Source organism: Microbacterium sp. CBA3102 (assembly GCF_007954505.1).
GTDB classification, from domain to species: domain Bacteria; phylum Actinomycetota; class Actinomycetes; order Actinomycetales; family Microbacteriaceae; genus Microbacterium; species Microbacterium aurugineum.
Map to the genome: position 1 here is coordinate 2,696,618 of NZ_CP042412.1, position 23,393 is coordinate 2,720,010.

Annotated in this window: 24 protein-coding genes; 16 read left to right on the forward strand and 8 right to left on the reverse strand. The window is 68.2% G+C overall.

Annotated features, from left to right (window positions below; all coding sequences use genetic code 11):
- The first annotated feature begins 59 nt into the window (after positions 1 to 59).
- Genes murA through FGL91_RS12850 form a run of 4 tightly spaced genes read left to right on the forward strand, consistent with a single transcriptional unit; the run spans position 60 to position 4,299 of the window.
- Positions 60 to 1,427 (forward strand): UDP-N-acetylglucosamine 1-carboxyvinyltransferase, encoded by a 1,368-nt coding sequence (murA, locus tag FGL91_RS12835; RefSeq protein WP_131490919.1) that lies wholly within the window; start codon positions 60 to 62, stop codon positions 1,425 to 1,427.
- Positions 1,424 to 2,188: a lysophospholipid acyltransferase family protein gene (locus FGL91_RS12840; RefSeq protein WP_047523948.1), complete on the forward strand. Its 765-nt coding sequence runs from the start codon at positions 1,424 to 1,426 to the stop codon at positions 2,186 to 2,188. The genes murA and FGL91_RS12840 overlap by 4 nt, the downstream gene beginning before the upstream one ends.
- Complete coding sequence (locus FGL91_RS12845) at positions 2,178 to 3,311, forward strand: NAD(P)H-dependent glycerol-3-phosphate dehydrogenase (protein ID WP_153243991.1); 1,134 nt, start codon at positions 2,178 to 2,180, stop codon at positions 3,309 to 3,311. Before FGL91_RS12840 ends, FGL91_RS12845 begins: the two co-directional genes overlap by 11 nt.
- The gene (locus FGL91_RS12850; protein WP_153243992.1) at positions 3,217 to 4,299 is read left to right on the forward strand and encodes a D-alanine--D-alanine ligase family protein; all 1,083 of its coding nucleotides are present in this window, start codon (positions 3,217 to 3,219) and stop codon (positions 4,297 to 4,299) included. Before FGL91_RS12845 ends, FGL91_RS12850 begins: the two co-directional genes overlap by 95 nt.
- 21 nt (positions 4,300 to 4,320) lie before the next feature.
- On the opposite strand, the gene FGL91_RS12855 is transcribed toward FGL91_RS12850, so the two are convergent.
- Positions 4,321 to 4,806 (reverse strand): DUF3515 family protein, encoded by a 486-nt coding sequence (locus tag FGL91_RS12855; RefSeq protein ID WP_134353636.1) that lies wholly within the window; start codon positions 4,804 to 4,806, stop codon positions 4,321 to 4,323.
- 23 nt (positions 4,807 to 4,829) lie between these two features.
- Between FGL91_RS12855 and thiL the strand changes: the two genes are divergently transcribed.
- Positions 4,830 to 5,825: a thiamine-phosphate kinase gene (gene thiL, locus FGL91_RS12860; protein ID WP_153243993.1), complete on the forward strand. Its 996-nt coding sequence runs from the start codon at positions 4,830 to 4,832 to the stop codon at positions 5,823 to 5,825.
- Here the strand turns inward: thiL and rsmD are convergent.
- Complete coding sequence (gene rsmD / locus FGL91_RS12865) at positions 5,795 to 6,412, reverse strand: 16S rRNA (guanine(966)-N(2))-methyltransferase RsmD (protein WP_131490924.1); 618 nt, start codon at positions 6,410 to 6,412, stop codon at positions 5,795 to 5,797. The two genes, thiL and rsmD, sit on opposite strands and share 31 nt — an antisense overlap.
- Positions 6,413 to 6,473: 61 nt before the next feature.
- Between rsmD and FGL91_RS12870 the strand changes: the two genes are divergently transcribed.
- The 8 genes from FGL91_RS12870 (at position 6,474) to FGL91_RS12905 (ending at position 12,456) form a co-directional block, all read left to right on the forward strand.
- Positions 6,474 to 8,648 (forward strand): ATP-dependent DNA helicase RecG, encoded by a 2,175-nt coding sequence (locus tag FGL91_RS12870; protein WP_153243994.1) that lies wholly within the window; start codon positions 6,474 to 6,476, stop codon positions 8,646 to 8,648.
- A 30-nt stretch (positions 8,649 to 8,678) separates the two neighbouring features.
- A complete protein-coding gene (gene coaD, locus FGL91_RS12875; RefSeq protein WP_047523955.1) occupies positions 8,679 to 9,176 on the forward strand; it encodes a pantetheine-phosphate adenylyltransferase in 498 nt (165 codons plus the stop codon).
- Between the two features lie 71 nt (positions 9,177 to 9,247).
- Entirely contained in the window at positions 9,248 to 9,796 is a 549-nt protein-coding gene (locus FGL91_RS12880; protein WP_047523956.1) for a YceD family protein, read from the forward strand.
- A 2-nt stretch (positions 9,797 to 9,798) separates the two neighbouring features.
- Positions 9,799 to 10,008, forward strand: coding sequence for a 50S ribosomal protein L32 (rpmF, locus tag FGL91_RS12885; protein WP_017830754.1), 210 nt, complete (start codon positions 9,799 to 9,801; stop codon positions 10,006 to 10,008).
- Between the two features lie 10 nt (positions 10,009 to 10,018).
- Positions 10,019 to 10,711 (forward strand): ribonuclease III, encoded by a 693-nt coding sequence (gene rnc / locus FGL91_RS12890; RefSeq protein WP_047523957.1) that lies wholly within the window; start codon positions 10,019 to 10,021, stop codon positions 10,709 to 10,711.
- Positions 10,704 to 11,567, forward strand: coding sequence for a bifunctional DNA-formamidopyrimidine glycosylase/DNA-(apurinic or apyrimidinic site) lyase (gene mutM, locus FGL91_RS12895; RefSeq protein WP_047523958.1), 864 nt, complete (start codon positions 10,704 to 10,706; stop codon positions 11,565 to 11,567). The genes rnc and mutM overlap by 8 nt, the downstream gene beginning before the upstream one ends.
- A 203-nt stretch (positions 11,568 to 11,770) precedes the next feature.
- The gene (locus tag FGL91_RS12900; protein WP_131490928.1) at positions 11,771 to 12,145 is read left to right on the forward strand and encodes a type II toxin-antitoxin system RelE/ParE family toxin; all 375 of its coding nucleotides are present in this window, start codon (positions 11,771 to 11,773) and stop codon (positions 12,143 to 12,145) included.
- A gap of 5 nt (positions 12,146 to 12,150) precedes the next feature.
- The gene (locus FGL91_RS12905) at positions 12,151 to 12,456 is read left to right on the forward strand and encodes a helix-turn-helix domain-containing protein (RefSeq protein ID WP_131490929.1); all 306 of its coding nucleotides are present in this window, start codon (positions 12,151 to 12,153) and stop codon (positions 12,454 to 12,456) included.
- A 112-nt stretch (positions 12,457 to 12,568) separates the two neighbouring features.
- Here the strand turns inward: FGL91_RS12905 and FGL91_RS12915 are convergent, their stop codons facing one another.
- The 4 genes from FGL91_RS12915 to FGL91_RS12930 form a co-directional block, all read right to left on the reverse strand.
- Complete coding sequence (locus FGL91_RS12915) at positions 12,569 to 13,891, reverse strand: FtsX-like permease family protein (RefSeq protein WP_131490930.1); 1,323 nt, start codon at positions 13,889 to 13,891, stop codon at positions 12,569 to 12,571.
- Positions 13,888 to 14,583 carry an ABC transporter ATP-binding protein gene (locus FGL91_RS12920; protein WP_131490931.1) on the reverse strand — a complete coding sequence of 232 codons (696 nt, stop codon included), beginning with the start codon at positions 14,581 to 14,583 and terminating at the stop codon, positions 13,888 to 13,890. The genes FGL91_RS12915 and FGL91_RS12920 overlap by 4 nt, the downstream gene beginning before the upstream one ends.
- Positions 14,584 to 14,684: 101 nt before the next feature.
- Positions 14,685 to 15,764, reverse strand: a complete 1,080-nt coding sequence (locus FGL91_RS12925; RefSeq protein ID WP_131490932.1) for a GNAT family N-acetyltransferase — start codon at positions 15,762 to 15,764, stop codon at positions 14,685 to 14,687.
- Between the two features lie 124 nt (positions 15,765 to 15,888).
- Complete coding sequence (locus tag FGL91_RS12930; RefSeq protein ID WP_047523395.1) at positions 15,889 to 16,173, reverse strand: hypothetical protein; 285 nt, start codon at positions 16,171 to 16,173, stop codon at positions 15,889 to 15,891.
- 526 nt (positions 16,174 to 16,699) lie between these two features.
- On the opposite strand from FGL91_RS12930, the gene smc reads away from it, so the two are divergent.
- From smc to FGL91_RS12945, 3 genes are read left to right on the forward strand one after another with little or no spacing between them, the layout of a single operon-like run.
- On the forward strand, positions 16,700 to 20,248 hold the full coding sequence (smc, locus tag FGL91_RS12935; protein WP_153243995.1) for a chromosome segregation protein SMC: 3,549 nt from the start codon (positions 16,700 to 16,702) through the stop codon (positions 20,246 to 20,248).
- A 55-nt stretch (positions 20,249 to 20,303) separates the two neighbouring features.
- Complete coding sequence (ftsY, locus tag FGL91_RS12940; RefSeq protein WP_047523393.1) at positions 20,304 to 21,176, forward strand: signal recognition particle-docking protein FtsY; 873 nt, start codon at positions 20,304 to 20,306, stop codon at positions 21,174 to 21,176.
- A gap of 44 nt (positions 21,177 to 21,220) precedes the next feature.
- Positions 21,221 to 21,721, forward strand: a complete 501-nt coding sequence (locus FGL91_RS12945; RefSeq protein ID WP_153243996.1) for a DUF2004 domain-containing protein — start codon at positions 21,221 to 21,223, stop codon at positions 21,719 to 21,721.
- A 40-nt stretch (positions 21,722 to 21,761) separates the two neighbouring features.
- Here the strand turns inward: FGL91_RS12945 and lipA are convergent, their stop codons facing one another.
- On the reverse strand, positions 21,762 to 22,751 hold the full coding sequence (gene lipA / locus FGL91_RS12950) for a lipoyl synthase (RefSeq protein ID WP_153243997.1): 990 nt from the start codon (positions 22,749 to 22,751) through the stop codon (positions 21,762 to 21,764).
- A complete protein-coding gene (gene lipB, locus FGL91_RS12955; protein ID WP_131490936.1) occupies positions 22,748 to 23,386 on the reverse strand; it encodes a lipoyl(octanoyl) transferase LipB in 639 nt (212 codons plus the stop codon). Before lipB ends, lipA begins: the two co-directional genes overlap by 4 nt.
- Between the last annotated feature and the right edge of the window lie 7 nt (positions 23,387 to 23,393).

A 23,393-nucleotide genomic window follows, 5' to 3' on the forward strand; every position in this document is an offset into this window, starting at 1 on the left:
GGGGGCGGGGAGCCAGGGGCAACCCGCCCCCGAAATCCGTAAATGAAGTGAGGCTCCGAATGACGACACCTGTGCGCGACGCTCTTCCGGACGGAGTCCCTGCACTCACCGGAGACGTCCTCGCCATTCGAGGCGGACGTCCGCTCCGCGGCCGTGTCGACGTCAAGGGCGCGAAGAACCTGGCCACGAAGGCCATGGTCGCGTCCCTCCTCGGCGAGACGGTCAGCACGCTGCGCGACGTCCCCGCCATCAGCGATGTCGCCGTCGTGCGTTCGCTGCTCGAGGTGCACGGCGTCAGGGTCTCCGAGGGCGACGAGCCCGGCTCGCTCGTGTTCGACCCCAGCGACGTGGAGTCCGCACACTTCGAGGAGATCGACGCGCACGCGGGGGCCTCCCGTATCCCGATCCTGTTCTGCGGCCCGTTGCTGCACCGTCTCGGACAGGCGTTCATCCCCGACCTCGGCGGGTGCCGCATCGGCGACCGCCCCATCGACTTCCACCTGGACGCACTGCGCAAGTTCGGCGCGATCGTCGAGAAGCTCCCCAGCGGCATCCGCCTCTCGACCGGGGGAACGCGTCTGCACGGCGCCAACATCCATCTCCCGTACCCGAGCGTCGGCGCGACCGAGCAGGTTCTGCTCACGGCCGTCCGCGCCGAGGGGGTCACGGAGCTGCGCAACGCAGCCATCGAGCCCGAGATCATGGACCTGATCGCCGTGCTGCAGAAGATGGGCGCGATCATCTCCTACGAGCCGAACCGCGTCATCGTGATTGAGGGCGTCGAGAAGCTCCGCGGCTACGACCACCGGTCGATCTTCGACCGCAACGAGGCGGCATCCTGGGCCTCCGCCGCGCTGGCCACCGACGGCGAGATCTTCGTCGGCGGCGCCAAGCAGCAGGAGATGCTGACGTTCCTCAACGTCTTCCGCAAGGCGGGCGGCTGGTTCGACATCCAGGAAGACGGCATCCTGTTCCGTCGCGACGGCGAGATCAAGCCCGTCGTGATCGAGACCGATGTTCACCCCGGCTTCATGACCGACTGGCAGCAGCCGCTGGTCGTCGCGCTCACCCAGGCACACGGTCGCTCCGTCGTTCACGAGACCGTGTACGAGAACCGGATGGGCTTCACCGATGCGCTGGTCAAGATGGGCGCCGACATCGTCGTCCACCCCCGGGGTCTCCAGGACGGCCCGCGTCGGGTCCCGCGTCGCGACCTCGAGCAGGCTGCCGTCGTCACCGGCCCCACGCCGCTGCACGGCGCTGACATCGTGGTCCCCGACCTTCGCGGCGGCTACAGCCACGTCATCGCGGCGCTGACCGCCACCGGGGAGTCGAAGGTGTCCGGCGTCGACATCCTCAGCCGCGGCTACGAGAAGTTCCTCGCCAAGCTCGACGCGCTCGGCGCCGACTTCGACGTCATCCGGTGACCGAGGTGGCGTCCCGATCATCGGAGACGAAGCGCCCGAGCATCTTCTGGCCGCTCGCGGCGCTGGTGATCCCTCCGGTCTCCCTGATCGCGAAGATCCGCGTCCGCGGGGCGGAGAAGCTGCCGCGTGAGGGCTCGTTCGTGCTGGCCCCGAACCACTACTCGGAGTTCGATCCGCTCATCGTCGCCGTCGCCGTCTGGCGCGCCGGTCGTGCGCCGCGCTTCATGGCCAAGGAAAGCCTCTTCAGGGTGCCGGTGCTCGGCTGGTTCCTGCGCCGCACCGGGATGATCCCGGTCGCTCGCACTTCCTCGGCCGCGTCCGCTCGGCAGACGATGAAGCAGTCGGAAGAGCTCGTCGAGCACGGTCGGGGTGTGATCGTGTACCCCGAGGGCACGCTCACACGTGATCCCGAGCTGTGGCCGATGCGCGGCAAGTCGGGCGCGGTGCGTCTGGCACTCGCCGACGGCATCCCGCTGATCCCGATGGCCCAGTGGGGAACCCAGGCGATCATGGGGCGCTATCAGAAGGGTCTCAGCCTCTGGCCGCTGCGCAAGCCGGTCCGCGTGCTCATCGGAGATCCGGTCGATGTCGCGGATCTGCGTGAACGTGCGGGCGAGCCTGCTGCCCTCAATGAAGCCACCGATCGACTCATGAACGCCATCACCGCTCTGCTCGAGGAGCTTCGAGACGAGAAGGCCCCGGCGGAGCGATGGAACCCCGCGAACCACGGCCAGAAGGAGACCGGGCGCCTTGACTCCTAAGAGAACCGTTCCGAGCGGACCGCGCGTCACGGTGATCGGCGCCGGCAGCTGGGGGACGACCTTCGGCAAGATCCTCGCCGACGGCGGCGCACACGTCACGATGTGGGCCCGGCGTGCAGAACTCGCGCACGAGATCAACGAGGCCAAGCGCAATTCACGCTACCTCCCGGGCATCAATCTCCCGCGGACGATGGCGGCCACCCACGAACTCGCGACATCGCTCGACGGCGTGGAACAGGTATACCTGTCGGTGCCGAGCCAGTCGCTCCGCGAGAACCTGAAGGCGCTGCGCCCGTTGCTCGCCGACAGCGACACCAAGGTCATCAGCCTCATGAAGGGCGTCGAACGCGGCACGGGTCTGCGCATGAGCCAGGTGATCCAGCAGGAACTCCGCTGCGATCCCGACCGCATCGCCGTGGCATCGGGGCCGAACCTCGCACTGGAGATCGCGCGGGAGCAGCCCACCGCAGCCGTGATCTCCTCCCGCAGTCAAGAGACGGCCGATGTCGTCGCGCGCGCGGCTCGCAACCAGTATTTCCGCACCTTCGTGAACACCGACGTGATCGGCACGGAGTTCGGCGGCGTCCTCAAGAACCTGATCGCGGTCGCCATCGGCATCGTCGACGGCGTCGGGTACGGGGAGAACACGAAGGCATCGATCATCACGCGCGGACTCGTCGAGATGACGGACTTCGCGGTGGCCAACGGTGCGCATCCGGAGACGCTCCAGGGCCTGGCCGGTCTCGGCGACCTGATCGCCACGTGCCAGTCGCCGCTGAGCAGGAACAACACGGCGGGACGCCTGCTCGGCCAGGGGTACAGCTTCCAGGACGTCGTGAAGCAGATGCAGCAGACGGCGGAAGGCCTCGCCTCCGTCGCTCCGATCCTGCAGCTCGCGCGCGAAGCCGAGGTCGACATGCCCATCGTCGAGCAGGTGAAGATGGTGCTCGACGGCAAGATGGATCCGCGGGACATCGCACCCCACCTGACGACGGACGACGACACCCCGCAGGGTGAGAGGACCAACCATGGACAAGCAGACGGTGGTGGTGCTCTTCGGCGGGCGCTCCAGCGAGCATTCGATCAGTTCCGCAACGGCGGGGGGCGTGCTGGGAGCGATTGATCGCGACCGGTATGCCGTGATCCCGGTGGGCATCACCCGCGAGGGTGCATTCGTGCTGGAAGACGACGATCCCGCGAAGTTCCCGCTGGATGCCGCGCATCTCCCGGAGGTCGTCGACAACGGCACTCGTGTGCTGTGGCCGGAGCCGGGTGGCGACCGCACACTGCGCGTCGTGCAGGTGGACGGCTCGGTCGAAGGTTTCGGCGAGATCGATGTGGTGCTGCCCATCCTGCACGGACCGCACGGCGAGGACGGCACGATCCAGGGCTACTTCGACACCCTCGAGGTCCCGTATGCGGGCGGCGGCGTGCTCGACTCCGCGCTCTGCATGGACAAGCACTTCATGAAGATCGCCCTCCAGGCCGCGGGCATCGCCGTCGCTCCGTGGGTGACCGTGCGCCGCCGGGATTGGGACGGGGACGCCGCGGACGTGCGCCGCCGTGCCGCCGCGCTCGGCCTGCCGCTGTTCGTGAAGCCGGCGCGCGCCGGTTCGAGCGTGGGCGTGTCGAAGGTCGACACCGCGGAAGAGCTCGACGCCGCGCTGGCCGTGGCCTTCGCGGAAGACGACAAGGTGCTGATCGAGACCGGCGTGAGCGGCCGTGAGATCGAAGTCGCTGTCCTCGAGGGCGCCGACGGGGTCCGGGCGTCTCTGCCGGGCGAGATCGTGCTGACGTCCCGCGGCTTCTACGACTTCGAGGGCAAGTACCTCGGCGGCGACGGCGTCGATGTCGTGTGCCCGGCGGAGCTGACCGATGCCGAGACCGCAGCGATCCAGCAGGCGGGTATCCGCGCGTTCGACGCGGTGGACGGCCGGGGACTCGCCCGGGTCGACATGTTCCTGACCCCGACGGGCGAGTTGGTCGTCAACGAGCTGAACACGATGCCCGGCTTCACGCCGATCTCGATGTTCCCGAAATGCTGGGTCGCCTCGGGGCTGAGCTACGGCGAACTGATCACCGAGCTGGTCGAAGCGGGCCTCCGCCGCTGAACATCGAGTTCCCCGTGGCGATCAGCTCGCGGGGAACTCGACCCGATCGGTGCACTTCGCCGTGGCCGGGGCGAGCCCGGACTGGATGCTCTGCGAGATCGAGTCCACGATCGACTGGAAGTCGATCTGCTCGCCGCGCCGGATGTTCAGCTCGACCGCGGGATCCCGGCCGTAGGTGACGAGGCGCTGACGTTCCTCCTCCTGCTCGAGGACCAGCCAATCGACGCCCCCCAGCGTGGTGCACACGAGGGCGGAGGGAGCCGGCGGCTCGACGCCGCAGCGCAGCGCGACCGCGGTGGGCTCACCCCACGCGCCGGTGGCCTGGGCATCCGTCCACACGCGGTCGAGACCGGCGACGTTGTCGGGCAGCAGGACCGACACCGAGGCGCATGCGGGATTGTTCGCATCGTCGGCCGGTTCGAGGTGCACGGTCGTCGCGCAACCGGAGAGGGCGGCGGAGAGGGTCACCGCGCCTGCGAGGGCAGCGAGGCGACGGGAACGAGGCATGCTTCCAGGCTACCGTTGACAGCATGCCCTCCCGACCCGACGCCGACGATCCACGCCTCGGCGATGTCTCCGAAGGACGCATCCTCCATGCGATCCTGAGCCGAACGTCTTCCGCCTCGCACGCCCTCATCGGCCCGGGGGACGACGCCGCGGTCGTCGCGACCCCCTCGGGCAGTGTGGTCGCGACGACCGACACCCTGGTGCACGGACCCGACTTCCGCCTTGCCTGGTCGAGCGGGTACGACCTCGGCTGGAAGGCCGCGGCCGTGAATCTGGCGGATGTCGCTGCGATGGGCGCACGTCCGACGGCACTCCTCGTGGCGTTGGCCGTGCCCGTCGATCTCCGACTCTCCTTCGTGGAAAGGCTCGCAGACGGCTTCCGGGACGCCTGTGACGCCCTTGCGCCCGGTTGTGCGGTCGTCGGAGGGGATCTGACGGTGTCGGATGTGCTGACGGTCGCAGTGACGGCGCTCGGAGATCTCGAAAGCAGAGCGCCGGTGACCCGCAGCGGGGCGCGTCCTGGCGACGTCGTCGCGGTGGCGGGAGAACTCGGTCACGCCGCTCACGGACTGGCGGTGCTGTTCGGACGCTTTCGTGACGGAGACGTGCCGGTGGCGGTCGACCCGGCGATGCTCGCCGCAGGGGAGAGCGCGGCGGTGGCCGCGCAATTGCGCCCCTCTCCGCCGATCGGACTCGGTGCGGTCGCCGCAGCGGCCGGCGCCAGCGCGATGATGGATGTGTCGGACGGGCTCGCCCTCGACGCCCGGCGGATGGCTGCGGCCTCCGAGGTCACCATCGCGCTCGACCGCGCGACGCTCGGTGATGACCCCGAGCGTGCGATCGCCGGTGGCGAGGACCATGCGCTGCTCGCGACTTTCCCCGCGGACGCGCTTCCGCCGGGCTTCCGTGCGATCGGACGGGTGCTTCCGCGCGGCGAGGAGGACCTGCTGTGCGACGGTTCGCCGGTCGAGGTCAGCGGGTGGGACCCCTATCGCGACTGGGACTCGGTCTCGGGCTGAGCGTCGGACGTCTTCGGCTCGTCGTCCGCCCGGGGCTCGGCCCACCAGAGCGCGGTGTCGCCGTAGGTCTTCTCCCGGAACAGGTCGAGGCCGGCGGCGGGAAAGTCCGGTGGCGTGGATCGGCGTGCACGTTCGACCACGACGACGGCATCGGGGGACAGGAGCGGCGCGAGCGCGACGAGATCCGCTGTCATCGCGGCATCGTCGAGGTCGTACGGCGGATCGCTGAAGACCAGATCGAAGGGGCCGGTCGCCCGCTGCAGGAACGTGCGGACCGCGCCCTCGTGCACATGGCCCGGCGCCATGCCGCCGGCCTTCGCCACGGCCGCGGCATTGCGACGCACGATCGCGGCAGCCTGCCGTCCGCGCTCCACGAACTCCGCCGACGCCGCGCCCCGGCTCAGCGATTCGAGGCCGAGAGCACCGGATCCTGCATACAGGTCGAGGACCCGGGCTCCGTCGATGGCACTCAGTGACTCGAGCGCGCCGAAGAGCGACTCACGCACACGGTCGCTGGTGGGGCGCGTTCCCGCACCGGGTACCTCGAGTCGAGTGCCCCTGGCTCTGCCCGCGATGATCCTCGTCACCCGTTCACGATACGACAGCAGCGGTACAGCCGGTGTCGGTCGGGTTCCCTAGACTCGGAGCATGTCGCTCTCGCTCGATTCCTCGCTGGAGGACGCGCTCGGCGCGGCGTCTGCCAAGACGCTCGGTCGTGCGTTCGCCATGCAGAGCGTCGGTGACCTCCTGTCGCACTACCCGCGCCGGTACGCCGACCCGGGTGAGCTCACCCCGATCCGCGATCTGCCGCTCGGGGAGACGGTGACCATCGTGGCAGAGGTGCTCTCATCGAGCTTCCGGCGCATGCGCAATCGTCCGGGAGCCATGGTCGACGTGGTGATCGGAGACGGCATCGGACGCATGTCGCTCACGTTCTTCGCGAAGAATGTCGGGGCCGCGGAATGGCGCTCCAAAGATCTCGCCGTCGGACGGCGGGGAGTCTTCTCCGGAAAGGTCGGAGAGTTCAACGGAGTGACGCAGTTCGCGCATCCGGAGTACGAGCTCTTCGACGATGAAGACTCCGCGCGGCGGAGCGCAGACGCGCGTGCGGCTGTTCCCATCCCGATCTATCCGGCCACCTCGACGATCCAGACCTGGCAGATCGCCCGGCTCATCGGACGGGTGCTGGACGACCTCGCCGAGGTGCCCGACCCGCTGACCAAGGATATTCGCGAGAGCGAGGAGCTGCTCACGGCCGGCGAGGCGCTCGAACGTATCCACCGCCCGCGGACGCGCAACGACATCGATCCGGCGGTCCGCACTCTCCGGATGCATGAGGCTCTCACAATGCAGACGGCGCTCCTGCAGCAACGGGATGCGGTCCGGGCGCTCTCGGCGACGACCCGTCCGGCCGGTCCCGGCGGACTCCTGGAGCGCTTCGACGCGGCGATGCCCTACACGCTGACGCCCGATCAGGAGACGGTCGGCGCGCAGATCGCGGCCGACCTGATGGGATCCTGGCCGATGAACCGGCTCGTCCAGGGTGAGGTCGGTTCAGGTAAGACCCTCGTCGCGCTGCGTGCGATGCTGCAGGTCGCCGAGAGCGGAGGCCAGGCCGCTCTGATCGCCCCCACCGAAGTTCTGGCCGGCCAACATCTGCGTTCGATCGCGAAGATGCTGGGCCCGGAACTGGCACCGCTGCTGATGCCCACGCTGCTGACCGGGCAGCTTCCTGCTGCCGAGAGACGCAAGGCCGCCCTCCGGGTCGCCTCGGGTCAGGCGCTCATCGTGGTCGGCACGCACGCCTTGCTGGGGGAGAAGACCACCTTCGCCGATCTCGGTCTCGTGGTGGTGGATGAGCAGCACCGCTTCGGCGTCGAACAGCGTGAGGCACTCCGCGCCAAGGGGTCGAGTCCACACGCACTGGTCCTCACGGCGACGCCGATCCCGCGAACGGTGGCGATGACGGTGTTCGGCGACCTCGACACCTCGGTCATCCGGACGATGCCGGCCGGCCGTGCAGGCATCGAGTCCTTCGTGGCACCGCTGGCCGAGCACCCGGGATGGTTCAACCGGGTCTGGGAGCGCGCGGCAGAGGAGATCGCGCAGGGCCGCCAGGTCTTCGCCGTGTGCGCCGCGATCGATACCGCCAAGAAGACCGCGGAGGCCGGTGAACAGCCGCCTCTCGCCCCCGATGGGGCCTCCGGCCCCCGGTGGGGGGTGGTGCAGCTCGATGAGGCGCTGGCGACGCATCCGACGCTCGGCGGGATCCGTCGTGCCGTGCTCCACGGCCGGATGCCTTCGGAAGAGAAGGATGCGGTGATGCAGGCGTTCGCGCGCGGTGACATCGATCTGCTCCTGGCGACCACGGTCATCGAGGTCGGCGTCGATGTGCCGAATGCATCGACGATGATCGTGCTCGATGCCGACAGGTTCGGTGTGTCCCAGTTGCATCAGCTGCGAGGGCGCGTCGGCCGTGGCGGCGTGCCTGGTCTCTGCTTGCTGGTCACCGAAGCGGAATCCGGCTCCCTCGCGCGGGATCGCGTCGACGCGGTCGCGGCGACGCTCGACGGGTTCGCTCTGGCAGAGGTCGATCTGGAACTGCGCGGCGAGGGCGATGTGCTCGGCGCGGCGCAAGCCGGGGTGCGTTCCTCGCTGAAGCTCCTCCGTGTCGTGAAGGATGCGGGTCTCATCACCCGAGCGCGTGAACTGGCCGAGACGATCCTCGTGGCCGATCCTGCTCTCGACGCGCATCCGGGTCTGCGTGAGGCCATCGCCCGCCGCGTGAGTGACGAGGACCGTGCGGCGCTCGCGAAGAACTGAGGTGCGCGCGAGGTGCCCTAGGCTGGTGGCATGAGCAGCAGGATCGCCGTCGTCCCGGGTTCCTTCGATCCGCCGACCCTGGGTCATCTCGATGTGATCCGTCGGGCCGCGGCCCTGTACGACGAGCTCCACGTGCTCGTGGTGCACAACCCGGGCAAGGAGGCGATGCTCCCGATCGCACAGCGCCTGTCGCTGCTGGAGCGTTCGATCGCCGACGACGGGATGTCGGGGAACATCGTGATCGGGTCATGGACCATGGGTCTGCTGGTCGACTATGCGCGCGATGTCGGCGCCGGTGTGCTCGTGAAGGGCATCCGCTCCCAGATCGACGTCGCGTACGAGTCCCCGATGGCGATCGTCAATCGGCACCTCGCCGGCATCGAGACCGTGTTCCTGCTGCCCGATCCCTCGCATGCGATGGTCTCGAGCTCCCTGGTGCGTCAGGTCGCTTCGCTCGGCGGCGACGTCGCACCGTTCGTTCCGCCGGCGGTTGCCGACTTCCTCGACACGGGGGCCCGCGGAATCTGACCGCCGTTCCTGAGTACAGGCTCGGCGCGACCCTGGGACGACCCGGGTAGCATGGCGGAGTGCGCTCTCGAATGAACGGTCCCTTCGTGCTCCCCGTCCGCGACATCGTCCGGCGACCGGGGGAGATGCGTGAACACGAGTTCTCCGTGGCTCTCAAAGAGGCATGGGGAGAGGGCATCGTGACGTTCGAAGCCGGCTCCGAGATGGCCCTCGACGTGCGGCTGGAGTCCGTTCACGAGGGGATTCTCGTGTCCGGAACGGCCGATGCAGAATACGTCGGCGTCTGCGGCAGATGCCTGATCGACATCGCCCGGCCCGTCGAAGTCGAGTTCCAGGAGCTTTTCGCGTATCCTGGTGAGGAAGAAACTGACTTCGAGGTTCAAGACGACCACGTGGATCTTGAAACTCTCGTCAGGGATGCGGCCGTATTGTCGCTTCCTTTTCAGCCGGTGTGTCAGCCGGATTGCCCGGGTCTCGACCCGAAAACGGGTGAGCGACTGGCCGTGAACACCGGAACGGAGCAGGTGGCTCCCATCGATCCTCGATGGAGTGCGCTCCAGAACATCACAGACCAAGACGGCGCGGAAGAATCTCGCGCCGCCGAGAAAGAAGAGAGCTAGTCATGGCTGGTAACCCCCCGAAGCGCAAGGTTTCCCGTTCGAACACCCGCTCGCGCCGCGCGCAGTGGAAGGCGGCTCCCGTCGCCCTCGTCAAGACCATCGAGAACGGTCAGGTCGTCTACAGCCGTCCGCACCAGGCGAAGGTCGTCACCGACTCGCAGGGCACCGAGCTCTTCCTGGAGTACAAGGGCCGCAAGGTCGCCGACGTCTGAGTCGCGTACCGTGACGGAGGTCCCCGGGGGGACGAGACCTCTCCCAGATAAGCTCCGCGTCGAGATCGACGCGGAGCTTCTGGGGTTGGCCCTCACCCACCGCTCCTACGCGTATGAGCACGGCGGGATACCGCACAACGAGCGCCTGGAGTTCCTCGGCGACTCGGTGCTCGGGCAGGCGGTGACCGTCATGCTGTTCACCACGCACCCGGACCTCGACGAGGGTGAGCTGGCGAAGCGACGTGCGAGCGTCGTCTCGACCGTCGCGCTTGCAGAGGTGGCGCGGGGGATCGATCTCGGCAGTCACCTGTTGCTCGGACGCGGAGAAGAGCAGACCGGTGGTCGCGACAAGGATTCGATCCTCGCCGACACCATGGAAGCGGTGATCGGGGCCACCTATCTCTCCGCAGGACCGGATGCGGCCACGGAACTCGTGCTGCGTCTCACGAAGCCGCTGCTCGCCGACCCGGAGCGCTACGGCGCGGCGATGGATCCCAAGACGAGTCTGCAGGAACTCGCCGCCCGCGTCGGTGCGACGCCGCCCCAGTACTCGATCGAGGCGAGCGGTCCCGATCATGACCGTCGTTTCACGGCGACCGTTGTCGTCGGTGACGTGACCATGACCGGCACCGGCAGCAGCAAGAAGACCGCGGAGATGGCGGCCGCCCTCAGCGCCTGGCGCACGCTCAGCGCGCGTGCCTGAGCTCCCTGAAGTCGAGGTCGTCCGCGCCGGCCTCGCGCCGGCCGCTGTCGGATCCCTGATCACCTCGGTGAGCGTGTTCGATGAACGCGCGCTCACGCGGCACTCCGCCGGCGCCGAGGACTTCGTCGCCCGGCTCGAGGGGCGACGTTTCGCGGCGGCCTCTCGCCGGGGGAAGTTCCTCTGGCTTCCGCTCGATGATGACGACTCCGCGTTGATCGCGCACCTGGGGATGAGTGGGCAGATGCTCCTGCGCGCACCGGAGGCTACCGCGGAGCGACACGAACGTGTGCGCATCGGCATCGAGCATCCCGAACATGGCGAACTCGCGATCGTGTTCGCAGACCAACGCACCTTCGGCTCGCTCGCGGTCGACGCCCTGGTAGACGACGGCGGCTCGAGGATTCCGACCCAAGTCGTCCACATCGCCCGCGACCCGCTCGACCGCCGCTTCGATGACGACGCCTTCCGCGCGGCGCTCGCCCGGCGTGGCAGCGCGATCAAGCGGGTCCTCCTCGATCAGGGCGTGGTGAGCGGTATCGGCAACATCTACGCCGACGAGTCCCTCTGGGCGGCGCGCATCCACCCCGAGACCCCCGCGGCCCGCCTGTCGACGCCGTCGGTGCGCAGACTGCTGGCCGAAGTGCGCAGCGTGCTGGAGAAGGCGCTTGCCGAGGGCGGGACGAGTTTCGACGCCCAGTACGTCAACGTCAACGGTCAGGCGGGTTATTTTGCTCACTCCCTCAACGCCTACGGGCGACAGGGAGAACCCTGCGCACGATGCGGCACGAGTATCCGTCGTGTGTCGTTCATGAACCGCTCGTCGCACTTCTGCCCGTCCTGCCAGCGACGACGATAGTTCTCACCCACTTGCGCAGTTCACGATTCTCTACGGCCTCGCTTCTCGTCACACCGGTGCGGCGTCGGAGAGCGTTGAGGCCTGCCAGTCACTCGTCGTGGGCCCTCCGTCGAGGGCGCGCCATCGGATCGATAGCGAAGCCGGGCCGCCGATGTCGGAGCGTATCGTTGTTCATAGACCCTGGAGGGTCTAGAGTGTCGGGTATGTGGACCGTCGACCTTGGGGTGATCGAGGCTTGGCTGATGAAACTGGATGACGACACGTACGACCAGGTCATTGCCGCCATCGAGCTCCTCCAGGACCACGGCCCGCAGCTGGGACGCCCCATTGTCGACACGGTGAAGGGGTCCGCGTACAAGAACATGAAGGAGCTTCGTCCGGGCTCATCCGGTGCGTCGGAGCTGAGGGTGCTGTTCGCCTTCGATCCCCAGCGACAGGCGATCTTGCTGGTCGCCGGGGACAAGGCCGGCAACTGGAAGAACTGGTACCGGGAGAGCATTCCGATCGCAGACGCTCGGTTCACGGAGCATCTGGCCCAGCTGAAGAAGACAGAGAACGACGAGACCAAGAGGAAGTGATCACGATGGCTCTTACCCCGGAGCAGCTGCTCGAGAAGCGTCCTGCGAACCGTGCACGTGTCGACATACACAAAGAGCGCATGCTGGGCGAGGTGCGGGCGTACCGGCTGCGCGAACTCCGTGAGCAACTCGGACTCAGCCAGGCGCAGCTCGCTGAACGTATCGGCGTTGGTCAGCGTCAGGTCTCGAAGATCGAGAACGGCGATCTCGACAGCGCGCGCGTCGGCACAGTCCGGAAGTACATCGAAGCTGTCGGCGGAGACCTTGTCATCGAGTATGTCGCCGGCGATAGTCGGCTGCAGGTGGCCTGAACAGTCGGAGGCGATGCTCAGCAAGGTCGCACTCGCTTACCCGCAGCCTCGTTCATGAACCGCTCGTCGCACTTCTGCCCGTCCTGCCAGCGTCGGCGCTGAACTCTTCGCGTCACGCGGTCCGGAACGCCTTTCGCAGGAGCGGACGCGTCGCCCAGGTGCTGGCCCACACGAGGGCGATGCCGACACCGACCACAGCGCTGATCGTCAGCACCGACACGGGCGCCGTGATCACCGCGATCCCCACGAGCGGGAACACCAGGAGTGCCGCGATCAGAGCCGAGCCGAGCGCCGTGACGAGCAGGGGAGACATGATCGCGCGACGGCGGGCACGATCCACCGTCTCCACCGGCATGCCCAGGTGATGGAGGCTTCGATGCAGCTCCCGCTGGTCGAGCACGTCCGATGCCTGATTGACTCCGACGGAGGCGGCGACCATGAGGAACGAGCCGATCAACGTGATGATGAGACCCGTGCGGATATCACGGGCGAGGGCGAAGTCGGCGGCGGATGCATCCGCGCTCGTCATCACATTCATCAGCGCGACGCCGGTGCCTGCGAACACGGCCATGAAGCTCGCCATCGCGATGCCGCCGACCTGACGCCAGGCCGCTTTCGGCGAGTCGAGAACGATGCGTGCCGCGAGCAACCGCTCGGGCTGTTCGGCACGACGCAGCTGGCGGGACGCCGAGACCTTGAGAACCCAGGGGCCGATCACGTTGAGGACGGCCAGGGCGGCGCCGAACAGTCCGGCGAGGACGACGACGGTGATGACGAAGCCGCCGATCGACGGGAACACCGTGATCAATGCGAAGGCGATGGCGATGGCGCCGGCAGCGAGAAGGGCGCGGATCCAGTGCACGCTCGACACGGTCGTGCGGGTGCGGACACCGAGTGGTGAGATCACGACGCGACGGAGGCCGATGACCGCACTCGCGGACGCGAGCACGAGCACACCGGCGAAGACGAGGGCGATCAGTGGCGGTGGAAGGATGACCGCGCCGAATCCGAGCGGTTCGCCCCGGAAGGGGATGAGCCCGATCAGAGGGCTGATCGCGAGGTGCCCGAGGACACCGGCGAGTGCTCCGGCGGCGGCGACGAGGGCAGACTCGGCGACCGTGACCACGGTGACGCCACCGGGGGTGACCCCCAGCAGGCGAAGTGTCGAGAGTCGTTCGTCACGGCGCCGCGCCGACAGGCGTGCCGCCGCGCCGCCGAGCGACATCAGTGGGACGACGAGAAGCACGAGGGCGATCGCCGCGAGCGCCTGATACAGAGGGGCGTAGTCATCGGACCACCCCCAGAACGACTGGGCTCCACCGATCACCGTCAGGACGAGCGTCGTCACGACACCGAACGCGATGACCGGGAGCGCGAGCACGCTGTTCTGCCCGGGAGCAGGGCGCAGCAGCATGGACAGGACGTTGCCGTTCACGCGGCCACCGCCGAGGGGATGATGCGACCGTCGCGGACGGCGATCGTCCGGGTGCAGCGCGCGGCGACATCGGGGTCGTGGGTCACGACGACGAGTGTCCGCCCTTGACCTGTCGTCGACCACAGGAGTGCGTCCATCACCTCGGACGACGTCTGCGAGTCGAGAGCGCCGGTCGGTTCGTCAGCGAAGACCAGCTCTGCACCGGTGGCCTGCGCACGGGCGATGGCCACCCGCTGGGCCTGCCCGCCCGAAAGCTCGCCGATCCGACGCTCTTCCATCCCGGCGAGCCCGAGCGCGGCGAGCCAGGAGGCCGCGTGCGGGACGGCATCCCGTCGCCGGACACCGTTGATCATGGAGGCGAGGGCGACGTTCTCCACGGCCGTGAGCTCCGGGATGAGGAGTCCCTGCTGGAAGACGAAGCCGAACCGCTCGCGCCGGAGCCGGGAACGGGCGGACTCCCCGAGGGCGGTGACCTCGATCGGCGCGCCTTCGGCCGGACGGAAGACGACACTTCCCGCATCGGGCGCGGTGATACCTGCCAGAACGTGCAGGAGCGTTGTCTTGCCGGAACCGGAGGCACCCATGATCGCGACGGACTCGCCGCGACCGATCGCGAGGTCGACACCGGCGAGTGCGCGGGTCATCCCGAAGGTCTTGCTGAGGGCGTGGGCTTCGATCACAGGAACATTCATGATCCCAGCCTCTCCGTCGCCCCGCCCTGGGTCGTCGGTCTGGCGGATGACGATGCGGACCCGAGGTCATCCCGTCGAATGAGATCGGGTCCGCACGTGTCTCAGAGAGCGCGCTGCCAGCCGCCGGCGTACGACACCGGGACGAAGCCGATCGCCTCATTGATGTTCAGCATCGGCCGGTTCTCCTCCGCGTTGAAGGTGGAGACCACGGTGGAATCCGGCATCAACTCCCGCCAGCGGAGCAGATTCGCACACTTCACGATCGTGCCGAGACGATGCCCCCGGTGGTCCTTGCTGACCAGAGTGCCGAACTGGTGCGTGACCCCGGTGCGGTCGGCCGCGATGAGAAGCTCGTTGTAGGCGACGAGCTCTCCGGTCGACACGTGTTCGACGGCGACGACCGAGACGGCCTGACCTGCACCGAGGAGACGCGCTTCGCGGCGCACGACGCGCTCCGCGTCCCAGGCCTCCTCGGGGAAGTCCATGTCGCCGCTCGGCGCATCCGTCGACAGCCGCGCGAGGACCCCGGCGAAGCCGTCCCGCAGCTCCGGCGGGGTGGGCATGTTCCACTCGATGACGCGATAGTCGGCTCTGGCCACTGCGAGCGCGTCGTCCAGCGCGGTGCGCAAGGGGGCAGGGTCGCTCCGGAGGTCGAACTCGCTGTTGCGCTCGACCTGCTCCAGGACGAACCCGTTCGCCTCGGCCAGGTCGGAGAGCGGGGTCGCCGGGATGCGACCCCACCCGGTGCGCGGAACGAGCATCCGGTCGGCGTCCTTCGGGCGGTGGAGACTCCAGAGCTGCAGAAGACCCCGACCACGCGCACGCGCTTCCGCTTCGGCGCGGGCGAGCAGGGCATCCTCGACGCCCCGGCCCCAGTGCGCTTCCGGCACCAGCAGGTCGAGCTCCGCCGCATGCGCCTCGGCCTCCTGCGCGAAGGAGACCGTGATCATCCCGACGATCTCGTCGTCCACGCGTGCGACGAAACCGAGGTCGAGTGAATCGGTGTCGTCCTGCCAGTCCGGGAGCATCTGCGCGGCGTCTGGAGCGAGATCGGGCAGACCGACCTGCTCGTCGCAGATTCGCCGGTTGAGTTCGCCGTATGCGCGGAAATCCGCGGCGTCGTCACCGTCCAGGGAGACCGGCACCACCAGGGGGGTGATCGTCGGTTCGATGGTCGTCATGTCTTTTCCTTCGAGTGGGGCTTCCGAGGGAGCCGGTGTGTGGAGCGGGTGCCCGCATCCGCCCGTGACGAGCACGGGCGGATGCGGCGCGGGGGATGGGGGAGCTGTCACAGCCGGACGTCCGTCAGCGCATCCCCCGCTGCATGTCGAACGTCAGCAGGGCGGACGACTCGGCGGCGGAGCGGTGGCGCTGCTCTCCGAGGAGGAACAGCTCGGACGGGTCGATGTACAGGCCGCGGCGGTGTCGCTGCGGGCGCTGCGCCCTCTGGAACAGCCAGAGGCCGATCCGGAGGGAGAGACGATCCGCGAGCGAGAGGCGGCGCAGTTCGTCGGGACGGGGGATCTGGAGGACCTCACGGTCCTCGATATCGGGCGGGTGGGAGACGCTGCGGTGCAACGTGGTGTTCACGGTGATTCCTTCGTGAGTGATGGTGAGATGGGGTGCGGAAGCACCGACGCCCGACCGCCGAAGCAGTCGGGGACGGTGCGGAGGGATGCGGCTCCTCGGTCCTGCGAAGACGCAGATGCCGAAGGCGGCGGAAGATCCGTGATCTGGAGCAGATCAGAGGGTGGGGCGCGGAAGGACCGACCGGAGACGGCCCACTACGGGCCGGGATTCTCGGGGTGCGGTTCTAGCAGAGCGCGCTCGAGCGGACGCCGGCGGTTACCGAGAACGCAGGGCGCGGCGCGAAATGCGCGGGCGCGGCGAGGCCAGTGGCCTGTGCGTTGAGCTGAATCATCATCGGTAACCTCCTTTCGTGTGGCGATCCGCAGGCCACCGTAGCGAACGCGCGCCGGAGACGTCAAGCATCTCGTCTCGGACTCGGCGTGTCGCGACCCCATCCGGTTCCGTGGGCATCCGCGCGGGATCACCGTTCCGGCCCGGAATTCCGGTAGCGTAGCCGCGTGATTCTCCCCGGACGAGCGGTGCCCGCATGCATCTGAAGAGCCTGACGCTCAAAGGGTTCAAGTCGTTCGCGCAGCCGACGAGTTTCGTGTTCGAGCCCGGTGTCACCTGCATCGTCGGTCCGAACGGCTCCGGAAAGTCCAATGTCGTCGACGCTCTCGCCTGGGTGATGGGGGAGCAGGGGGCGAAGACCCTGCGCGGCGGCAAGATGGAGGACGTGATCTTCGCGGGCACCTCGACCCGCGGTCCGCTCGGGCGCGCCGAGGTGCAGCTCACCATCGACAATGCCGACGGCGCTCTGCCGATCGAGTACGCCGAGGTGACGATCAGCCGCACGCTGTTCCGGAACGGTTCGAGCGAGTATGCGATCAACGGCGAGGGCTGCCGTCTTCTCGACCTGCAGGAGCTCTTGAGCGACTCAGGTCTGGGGCGCGAGATGCACGTGATCGTGGGTCAAGGACGACTGGACACGGTCTTGCAGGCCTCCCCGGAAGATCGACGGGGCTTCATCGAGGAGGCCGCCGGAATCCTCAAGCATCGGCGACGCAAGGAGAAGACCCTCCGCAAGCTCGACGCCATGCAGACCAATCTCACCCGTCTGAGCGACCTCGCCGGAGAGATCCGGCGCCAGCTCAAACCCCTGGGGCGCCAGGCGGAGATCGCGCGGGAGGCGCAGACCATCGCCGCCGTGGTCCGTGATGCCAAGGCGAGGATCTTCGCCGACGACGTCGTCGCTCTGCGCACCGCTCTGGCCGACCACACGCGCACCGAGCACGAACGCCACACCGAACGCCTGGTGCTGTCGGACCAGGCGGAGACGGTGCGGGCGAGCATCGCGCGCCTCGAGCACGAGCAGAACTCGGTCGCCGTCGACGAGGCGCGCAGCGTCGCCTTCGGGCTGGAGCAGGTGCAGGAGCGGATGCGCGGCCTCTACACGCTGGCGAATCAGCGCCTCGCGTTGCTCGGATCGGAGGAGGACGACGCCGCCGTCACCACGGTCACCGTCACTCAGGCCACGATCGACGAGGCGAAGGAAGAGATCGACGTGATCTCCGCGGGGCTGGGGGATGCGCAGGACGCGGCCGCGTCGGCGAGCCGCGAAGTGGTGCAGGCCCGCGCAGAACTGGACACGCTCGACGTGGACATCGCCGAGCAGAGCGCACTGGTCTCCGAGTACGACATGCGCATCTCCGCGCTGCGTGGCACGGCCGACGCGGCCTCCTCGGCCCTCGCCGCGGTGCGTGGGGCCGTTCTCCGGCAGGAGAATGCGCTCGAAGCGGCGAACATGCGTCGTCGGGAGGCCGCGGATGCGCTCGAGGCGATCGACGATGCCGAGGCGCCCGAGGGCACCGCCGTCGAGTACGCCGCCGCGTACGACAGTGCCCAACGCGCCTCCACGGCGGCGGAAGCGGAACGGGAGACCCTGCGCGAGCGCCTGCACACCGCTGAGCGTGAGGTCGATGCTCTGACGGCGAAGGCCGCCGCGCTGAGCAGTGCACTGGCGCTGTCCGGTGGAGCGGCAGAGGTCGTCGAAGCCGGCGGTCGGGGCGTGCGCGGGCTCGTGGGTGACTCCGTGCAGGTCCGCGCCGGCTTCGAAGCAGCGATCGCGGCGGTGCTGGGCCCGCTCGCCGAGGGCGTGCTCATCGATACCGCCGCCGATGCCTTCGCGCAGGCCGAGCAGGCGGCCGAGCATCGCCGGGGAGTGGTCGACTTCGTCGTCGCGGACGTACCTGCCCCCCGGTCCGTGGTCGTCGCACCCATCGACGGTGTCACGCCTGCGGTGGAGACCGTCACCGCCCCCGATGGTGTTCTCGGCATCCTGTCCCATGTCCTCATCGCGAACGACCTGGATGCGGCTCGTGCTGCGCGCACAGCGCTCGACACGGCGGGTGACACGTCCACGACGATCGTGACTGTCGGTGGCGATGTGATCACGGCGCACACCCTGCGAACCGGGTCCGGAGGCGAGCGCTCACGGCTCGAGCTCGCCGCGGAGCGGGATGCCGCAGCGGAACGACTCGCCGAGGTCCAGATCGTGGTCGACTCCCTCCGTGAGGCTCGGGAGGATGCGAACGAAGCGGTGGAGACGGCCCGGCGCCAGGCGAAGGATGCGCTGCGGGCTCTCCGCGAACACGACGCCGCTCTCGCCACGCATGCGGAGCAGCTGAACCGGGTCACGGTGCGGCACGAGTCCGCGGTCGCCGAATGCGAACGACTCGAGACGGGGCTCGCCCAGGCGCAGACCGCCGTTGCCGACGCCGAGGCGAAGGCCACCGATGCGAAAGCCGCACTGGACGAGGCGATCGCCACACCGCGCCCGGTACTCGACGCTTCCGCTCGCGACGGACTCCTGGAGGCGCTCGAACTCGCCCGGGAGGGAGAACTGCGGTCACGTCTCGAGATCGAGACTCTGCGTGAGCGGGTGCGCGCCGCCCAGGCGAGGGTGGCGAGTCTCGAACGGCAACGCGAACAGGAGCGGGATGCCGCGGCGGAAGCCGCACGCCGTGCCGTGATCCGTCGCGCTCAGCGCGAGGCTGCCTCCGGGGTGGCCGACGAACTCCCGCGCATCCTCGACTCGCTCGACCGATCGGTCACCGAAGCCCGTGTCGCTCTCGCCGAAGCCGAGGCGGTGCGGTCGGCGCAGAACCAGGAACTCGTCGCACTGCGTGCCCAGGAGACGTCGCTCCGGGAACGCCTGGCGGGGCTGACGGAGAGCGTGCACGGGCTCGAACTGCAGATCCACGAGAAGAAGCTGCACCTGAGCAGCCTGCTCGAGCGGGTGTCGTCCGAGCTGTCGCTCGACGAAGATATTCTCGTTGCGGAATATGGTCCCGATCAGCTGGTTCCTCGTGATCCGGGGACGGAGCAGGCCGCCGAGGACGCGCACGACGACACCGCCATCCCGTTCGATCGTCGTATCCAGCAGCGTCGTCTGGCCGAGGCGGAGCGGAAGCTCGCGCAACTCGGCAGGGTGAACCCTCTGGCGCTCGAGGAGTTCGCTGCGCTCGAACAGCGCCATGCCTTCCTCACGGAGCAGCTCGCTGACCTGACGCAGACGCGGGAGGACCTCCGGACGATCATCGCCGACCTCGACGAACGGATGGAGACGATCTTCGCGAGCGCCTTCGAAGACACCAAGGAGGCCTTCGGCCAGGTCTTCCCGCTGCTCTTCCCGGGCGGGACCGGGAGCATCTCGCTGACCGATCCCGACAACTTGCTGACGACCGGCATCGAGGTGTCGGTGCGTCCGGTCGGGAAGAAGATCGAGAGGCTGTCGCTCCTCTCCGGCGGTGAGCGTTCGCTGGCCGCCGTCGCGCTGCTCGTGGCGATCTTCAAGGCGCGACCGAGCCCGTTCTACATCCTCGACGAGGTCGAGGCCGCGCTGGACGACGCGAACCTCGGGCGGTTGCTCACGGTGTTCGAGCAGCTGCGGGAGAGCTCCCAGCTGCTCATCATCACCCACCAGAAGCGCACGATGGAGATCGCGGATGCGCTCTACGGTGTCTCGATGCGTCAGGACGGCGTGTCTGCGGTCGTCGGGCAGCGGGTCGGAGACAGGGCGGCCGCCGCCGTCTGACCGATCGAGGTCGGCTTCGCGGTCGATTCGCCCGCGCTACCCGTAGGCTGGAGGGATGGCGGAGAAGTCTTGGTCACTCGGTCGCGCACTGCGCGGCATGTTCGTCAAACCCACGATCGATGAGACCACGTGGGAGGACCTCGAGACAGCGCTGATCACCGCGGACTTCGGTCCCGACATCAGTGAGCGCGTCGTCGAGGAACTGCGTGCGAAGGTCGACAAGTACCGCACCACCGATCCCCAGGACCTGCAGCGGATGCTGCGGGAGACCCTGGAGGAGCACTTCGCGAAGTTCGACACCACCCTCAAGCTCACCGAGCGTCCTGCCGTCGTGCTGGTCGTCGGGGTCAACGGCGTCGGCAAGACCACGACCATCGGCAAGTTCACGAAGTTCCTCCGCGGCTACCAGCGCAGTGTCGTGGTCGGTGCGGCGGACACGTTCCGTGCTGCTGCGGTCGATCAGCTCGCCACGTGGGCGCAGCGCGGGGGTGCAGCGATCGTCCGCCCTCAGCAGGAAGGTCAGGATCCCGCCTCCGTCGCCTTCCAGACTGTCGAGTACGCCAAGCGCGAAGGCATCGAGATCGCGATCATCGACACCGCCGGGCGTCTGCACACCAAGGGCGGTCTCATGGACGAGCTCACCAAGGTGCGGCGGGTGATCGAGAAGCAGGCGCCCATCAGCGAGGTCCTTCTCGTCCTCGACGCGACCACCGGGCAGAACGGCGTGATGCAGGCAGAGGCCTTCCTCGAGCACGCGGGCGTCACGGGGCTCGTCCTCACCAAGCTCGACGGCTCGGCCAAGGGCGGGTTCGTGCTGGCCGTTCAAGAGCGCACCGGCATCCCTGTCAAGCTCCTCGGGCAGGGGGAGGGGATCGACGATCTCACCGGTTTCACGCCTCATGTCTTCGTCCAATCCCTGGTCGGCTGAGGACGGGACTACCGCCGTGAGCACGAGGCTGGTTTCATAGCGTTATGGCGATCGAACACGACTACTTCGGACTCCTGTCCTCGGGCCCCGACGGCTCGATCTTCTGGTCGGAGACCGTGGAGCTCGGTGACCAGAGCGTCACCGTCGATCTGACCGCGCCGGACCAGGATGATGTGTCCGCCGACGCGCTCGACATTGCCGCCGGACTCATCGCCGGCCTCGAGAACGTGGACGGGACGGCACGTCGCGGCATGCTGGCCGAGGTGGACGATCGCACCAGCGAGGTGACCGAGTACATCCTGCAGCAGCAGGAGGCCTACGGCGATGACCTCCCTGACGTCCTCGTCGATGTGTCGGGCGACGCCGCGGTGGACATCATCCGCTCGCTCCGACTGATGAGCATGACGATCCTGGCCGACGAGCACGGCGGTTCGGAACCCTTCGCCGTGCTCGAGTACGCCTTGGACGACAGCTCGTCCGACGATGTCCTGCTCGTGAACCTCGGCTCGAACGGTTCCGTCCAGTCGGTGATGAGCGCCGACTGAGGCGCCACCGCCGCGGGTGGCGCCTGCGACCCGGGCGTGGTCAGACGGCCTGCGCGAAACCGAGTTCCGCGCTGTCTGCGATGTGCGCGAGGTGCTCGGGGATCTCCCGTCCCTTCGACACCATCGACTGTGCCCACAGACGACCCGCACGGTAAGACGAGCGCACGAGGGGGCCGGCGAGGACGCCGAGGAATCCGATGCGCTCGGCCTCTTCCTTGAACTCCACGAACTCGGCCGGCTTCACCCAGCGCGCGACGGGGTGATGGCGCGGTGACGGACGCAGGTACTGCGTGATCGTGATGATGTCGCAGCCGGCGTCATGGAGGTCGTGCAACGCCTGGACGACCTCCTCCGGTTCCTCGCCCATCCCCAGGATCAGGTTCGACTTCGTGATCAGACCGGCGTCGCGGGCCTGCGTGAGCACATCGAGTGAGCGCTCGTAGCGGAACGCCGGACGGATGCGCTTGAAGATGCGGGGCACGGTCTCGACATTGTGCGCGAACACCTCAGGGCGAGCATCGAAGATCTGCCCGAGGAAGGCCGGATCGGCGTTGTGCTCGTTCGCGAGCAGTTCGACGCCGGTGTTCGGGTTGAGCTCGTGGATCTTCCGGACGGTCTCAGCGTTGAGCCAGGCGCCCGTGTCGGGGAGGTCGTCCCGCGCGACGCTCGTCACCGTGGCGTAGCGGAGGTTCATGCGCACGACGCTCTCGGCGACGCGGCGGGGCTCGTCGGTGTCGTAGGCGTCGGGCTTGCCGGTGTCGATCTGGCAGAAGTCGCAGCGGCGGGTGCACTGCGAGCCCCCGATGAGGAACGTCGCCTCCCGGTCCTCCCAGCACTCGTAGATGTTCGGGCAGCCGGCTTCCTGACACACCGTGTGCAGGTCCTCGCTCTTCACGAGAGAGTGCAGCGCCGTGTATTCGGGGCCCATCTTCGCTTTGGTCTTGATCCACTCGGGCTTGCGCTCGATGGGGGTCTCGGCGTTGCGGACCTCCAATCGGAGGAGCTTGCGTCCTTCGGGGGCGGCGGTCATGCGGGAACTCCTGCGTACTCGGTGAGGAAGGCGGTCGTGACGTGATCGATGACGTCGGCGGGGGAGACGTCGGCTCCGACGATCTCGCTCACGGTGGTGACTCCGGCATCGGTGATGCCGCACGGGATGATCCCGCGGAACCCCACGAGGCTGTTGTCGCAGTTGATCGCGAAACCGTGCATCGTGACGCCCTGCTGCACTCGCACGCCGATGGCCGCGACCTTGTCCTCCGAGAGCGGGCGACGAACCCAGACGCCGCTCCGTCCGTCGACCTGGTACCCGTCCACTCCGAGAGGGCGGAGCACGTCGATCAGGATGCGTTCCAGCCGCCGCACGTGCGCGACGACGTCCATCGGTTCGGGGAGCCGGACGATGGGATACCCGACGAGCTGGCCGGGTCCGTGCCAGGTGATCTTCCCCCCGCGGTCGACGTCGATGACGGGTGTGCCGTCCTGAGGGCGTTCGTGCGGCTCGGTGCGCTTGCCGGCGGTGTAGACCGCCTCGTGCTCGAGCAGGATCAGCGTGTCCGGTCGACTTCCGTCCACCACCTCGGGGTGAATGCGGCGCTGCAGCTCCCACCCGTCGGCGTACGGCACGAGGTCCGGAGCCAGTCCCGGCGTGAGGATGTCCAGCATGAACGTC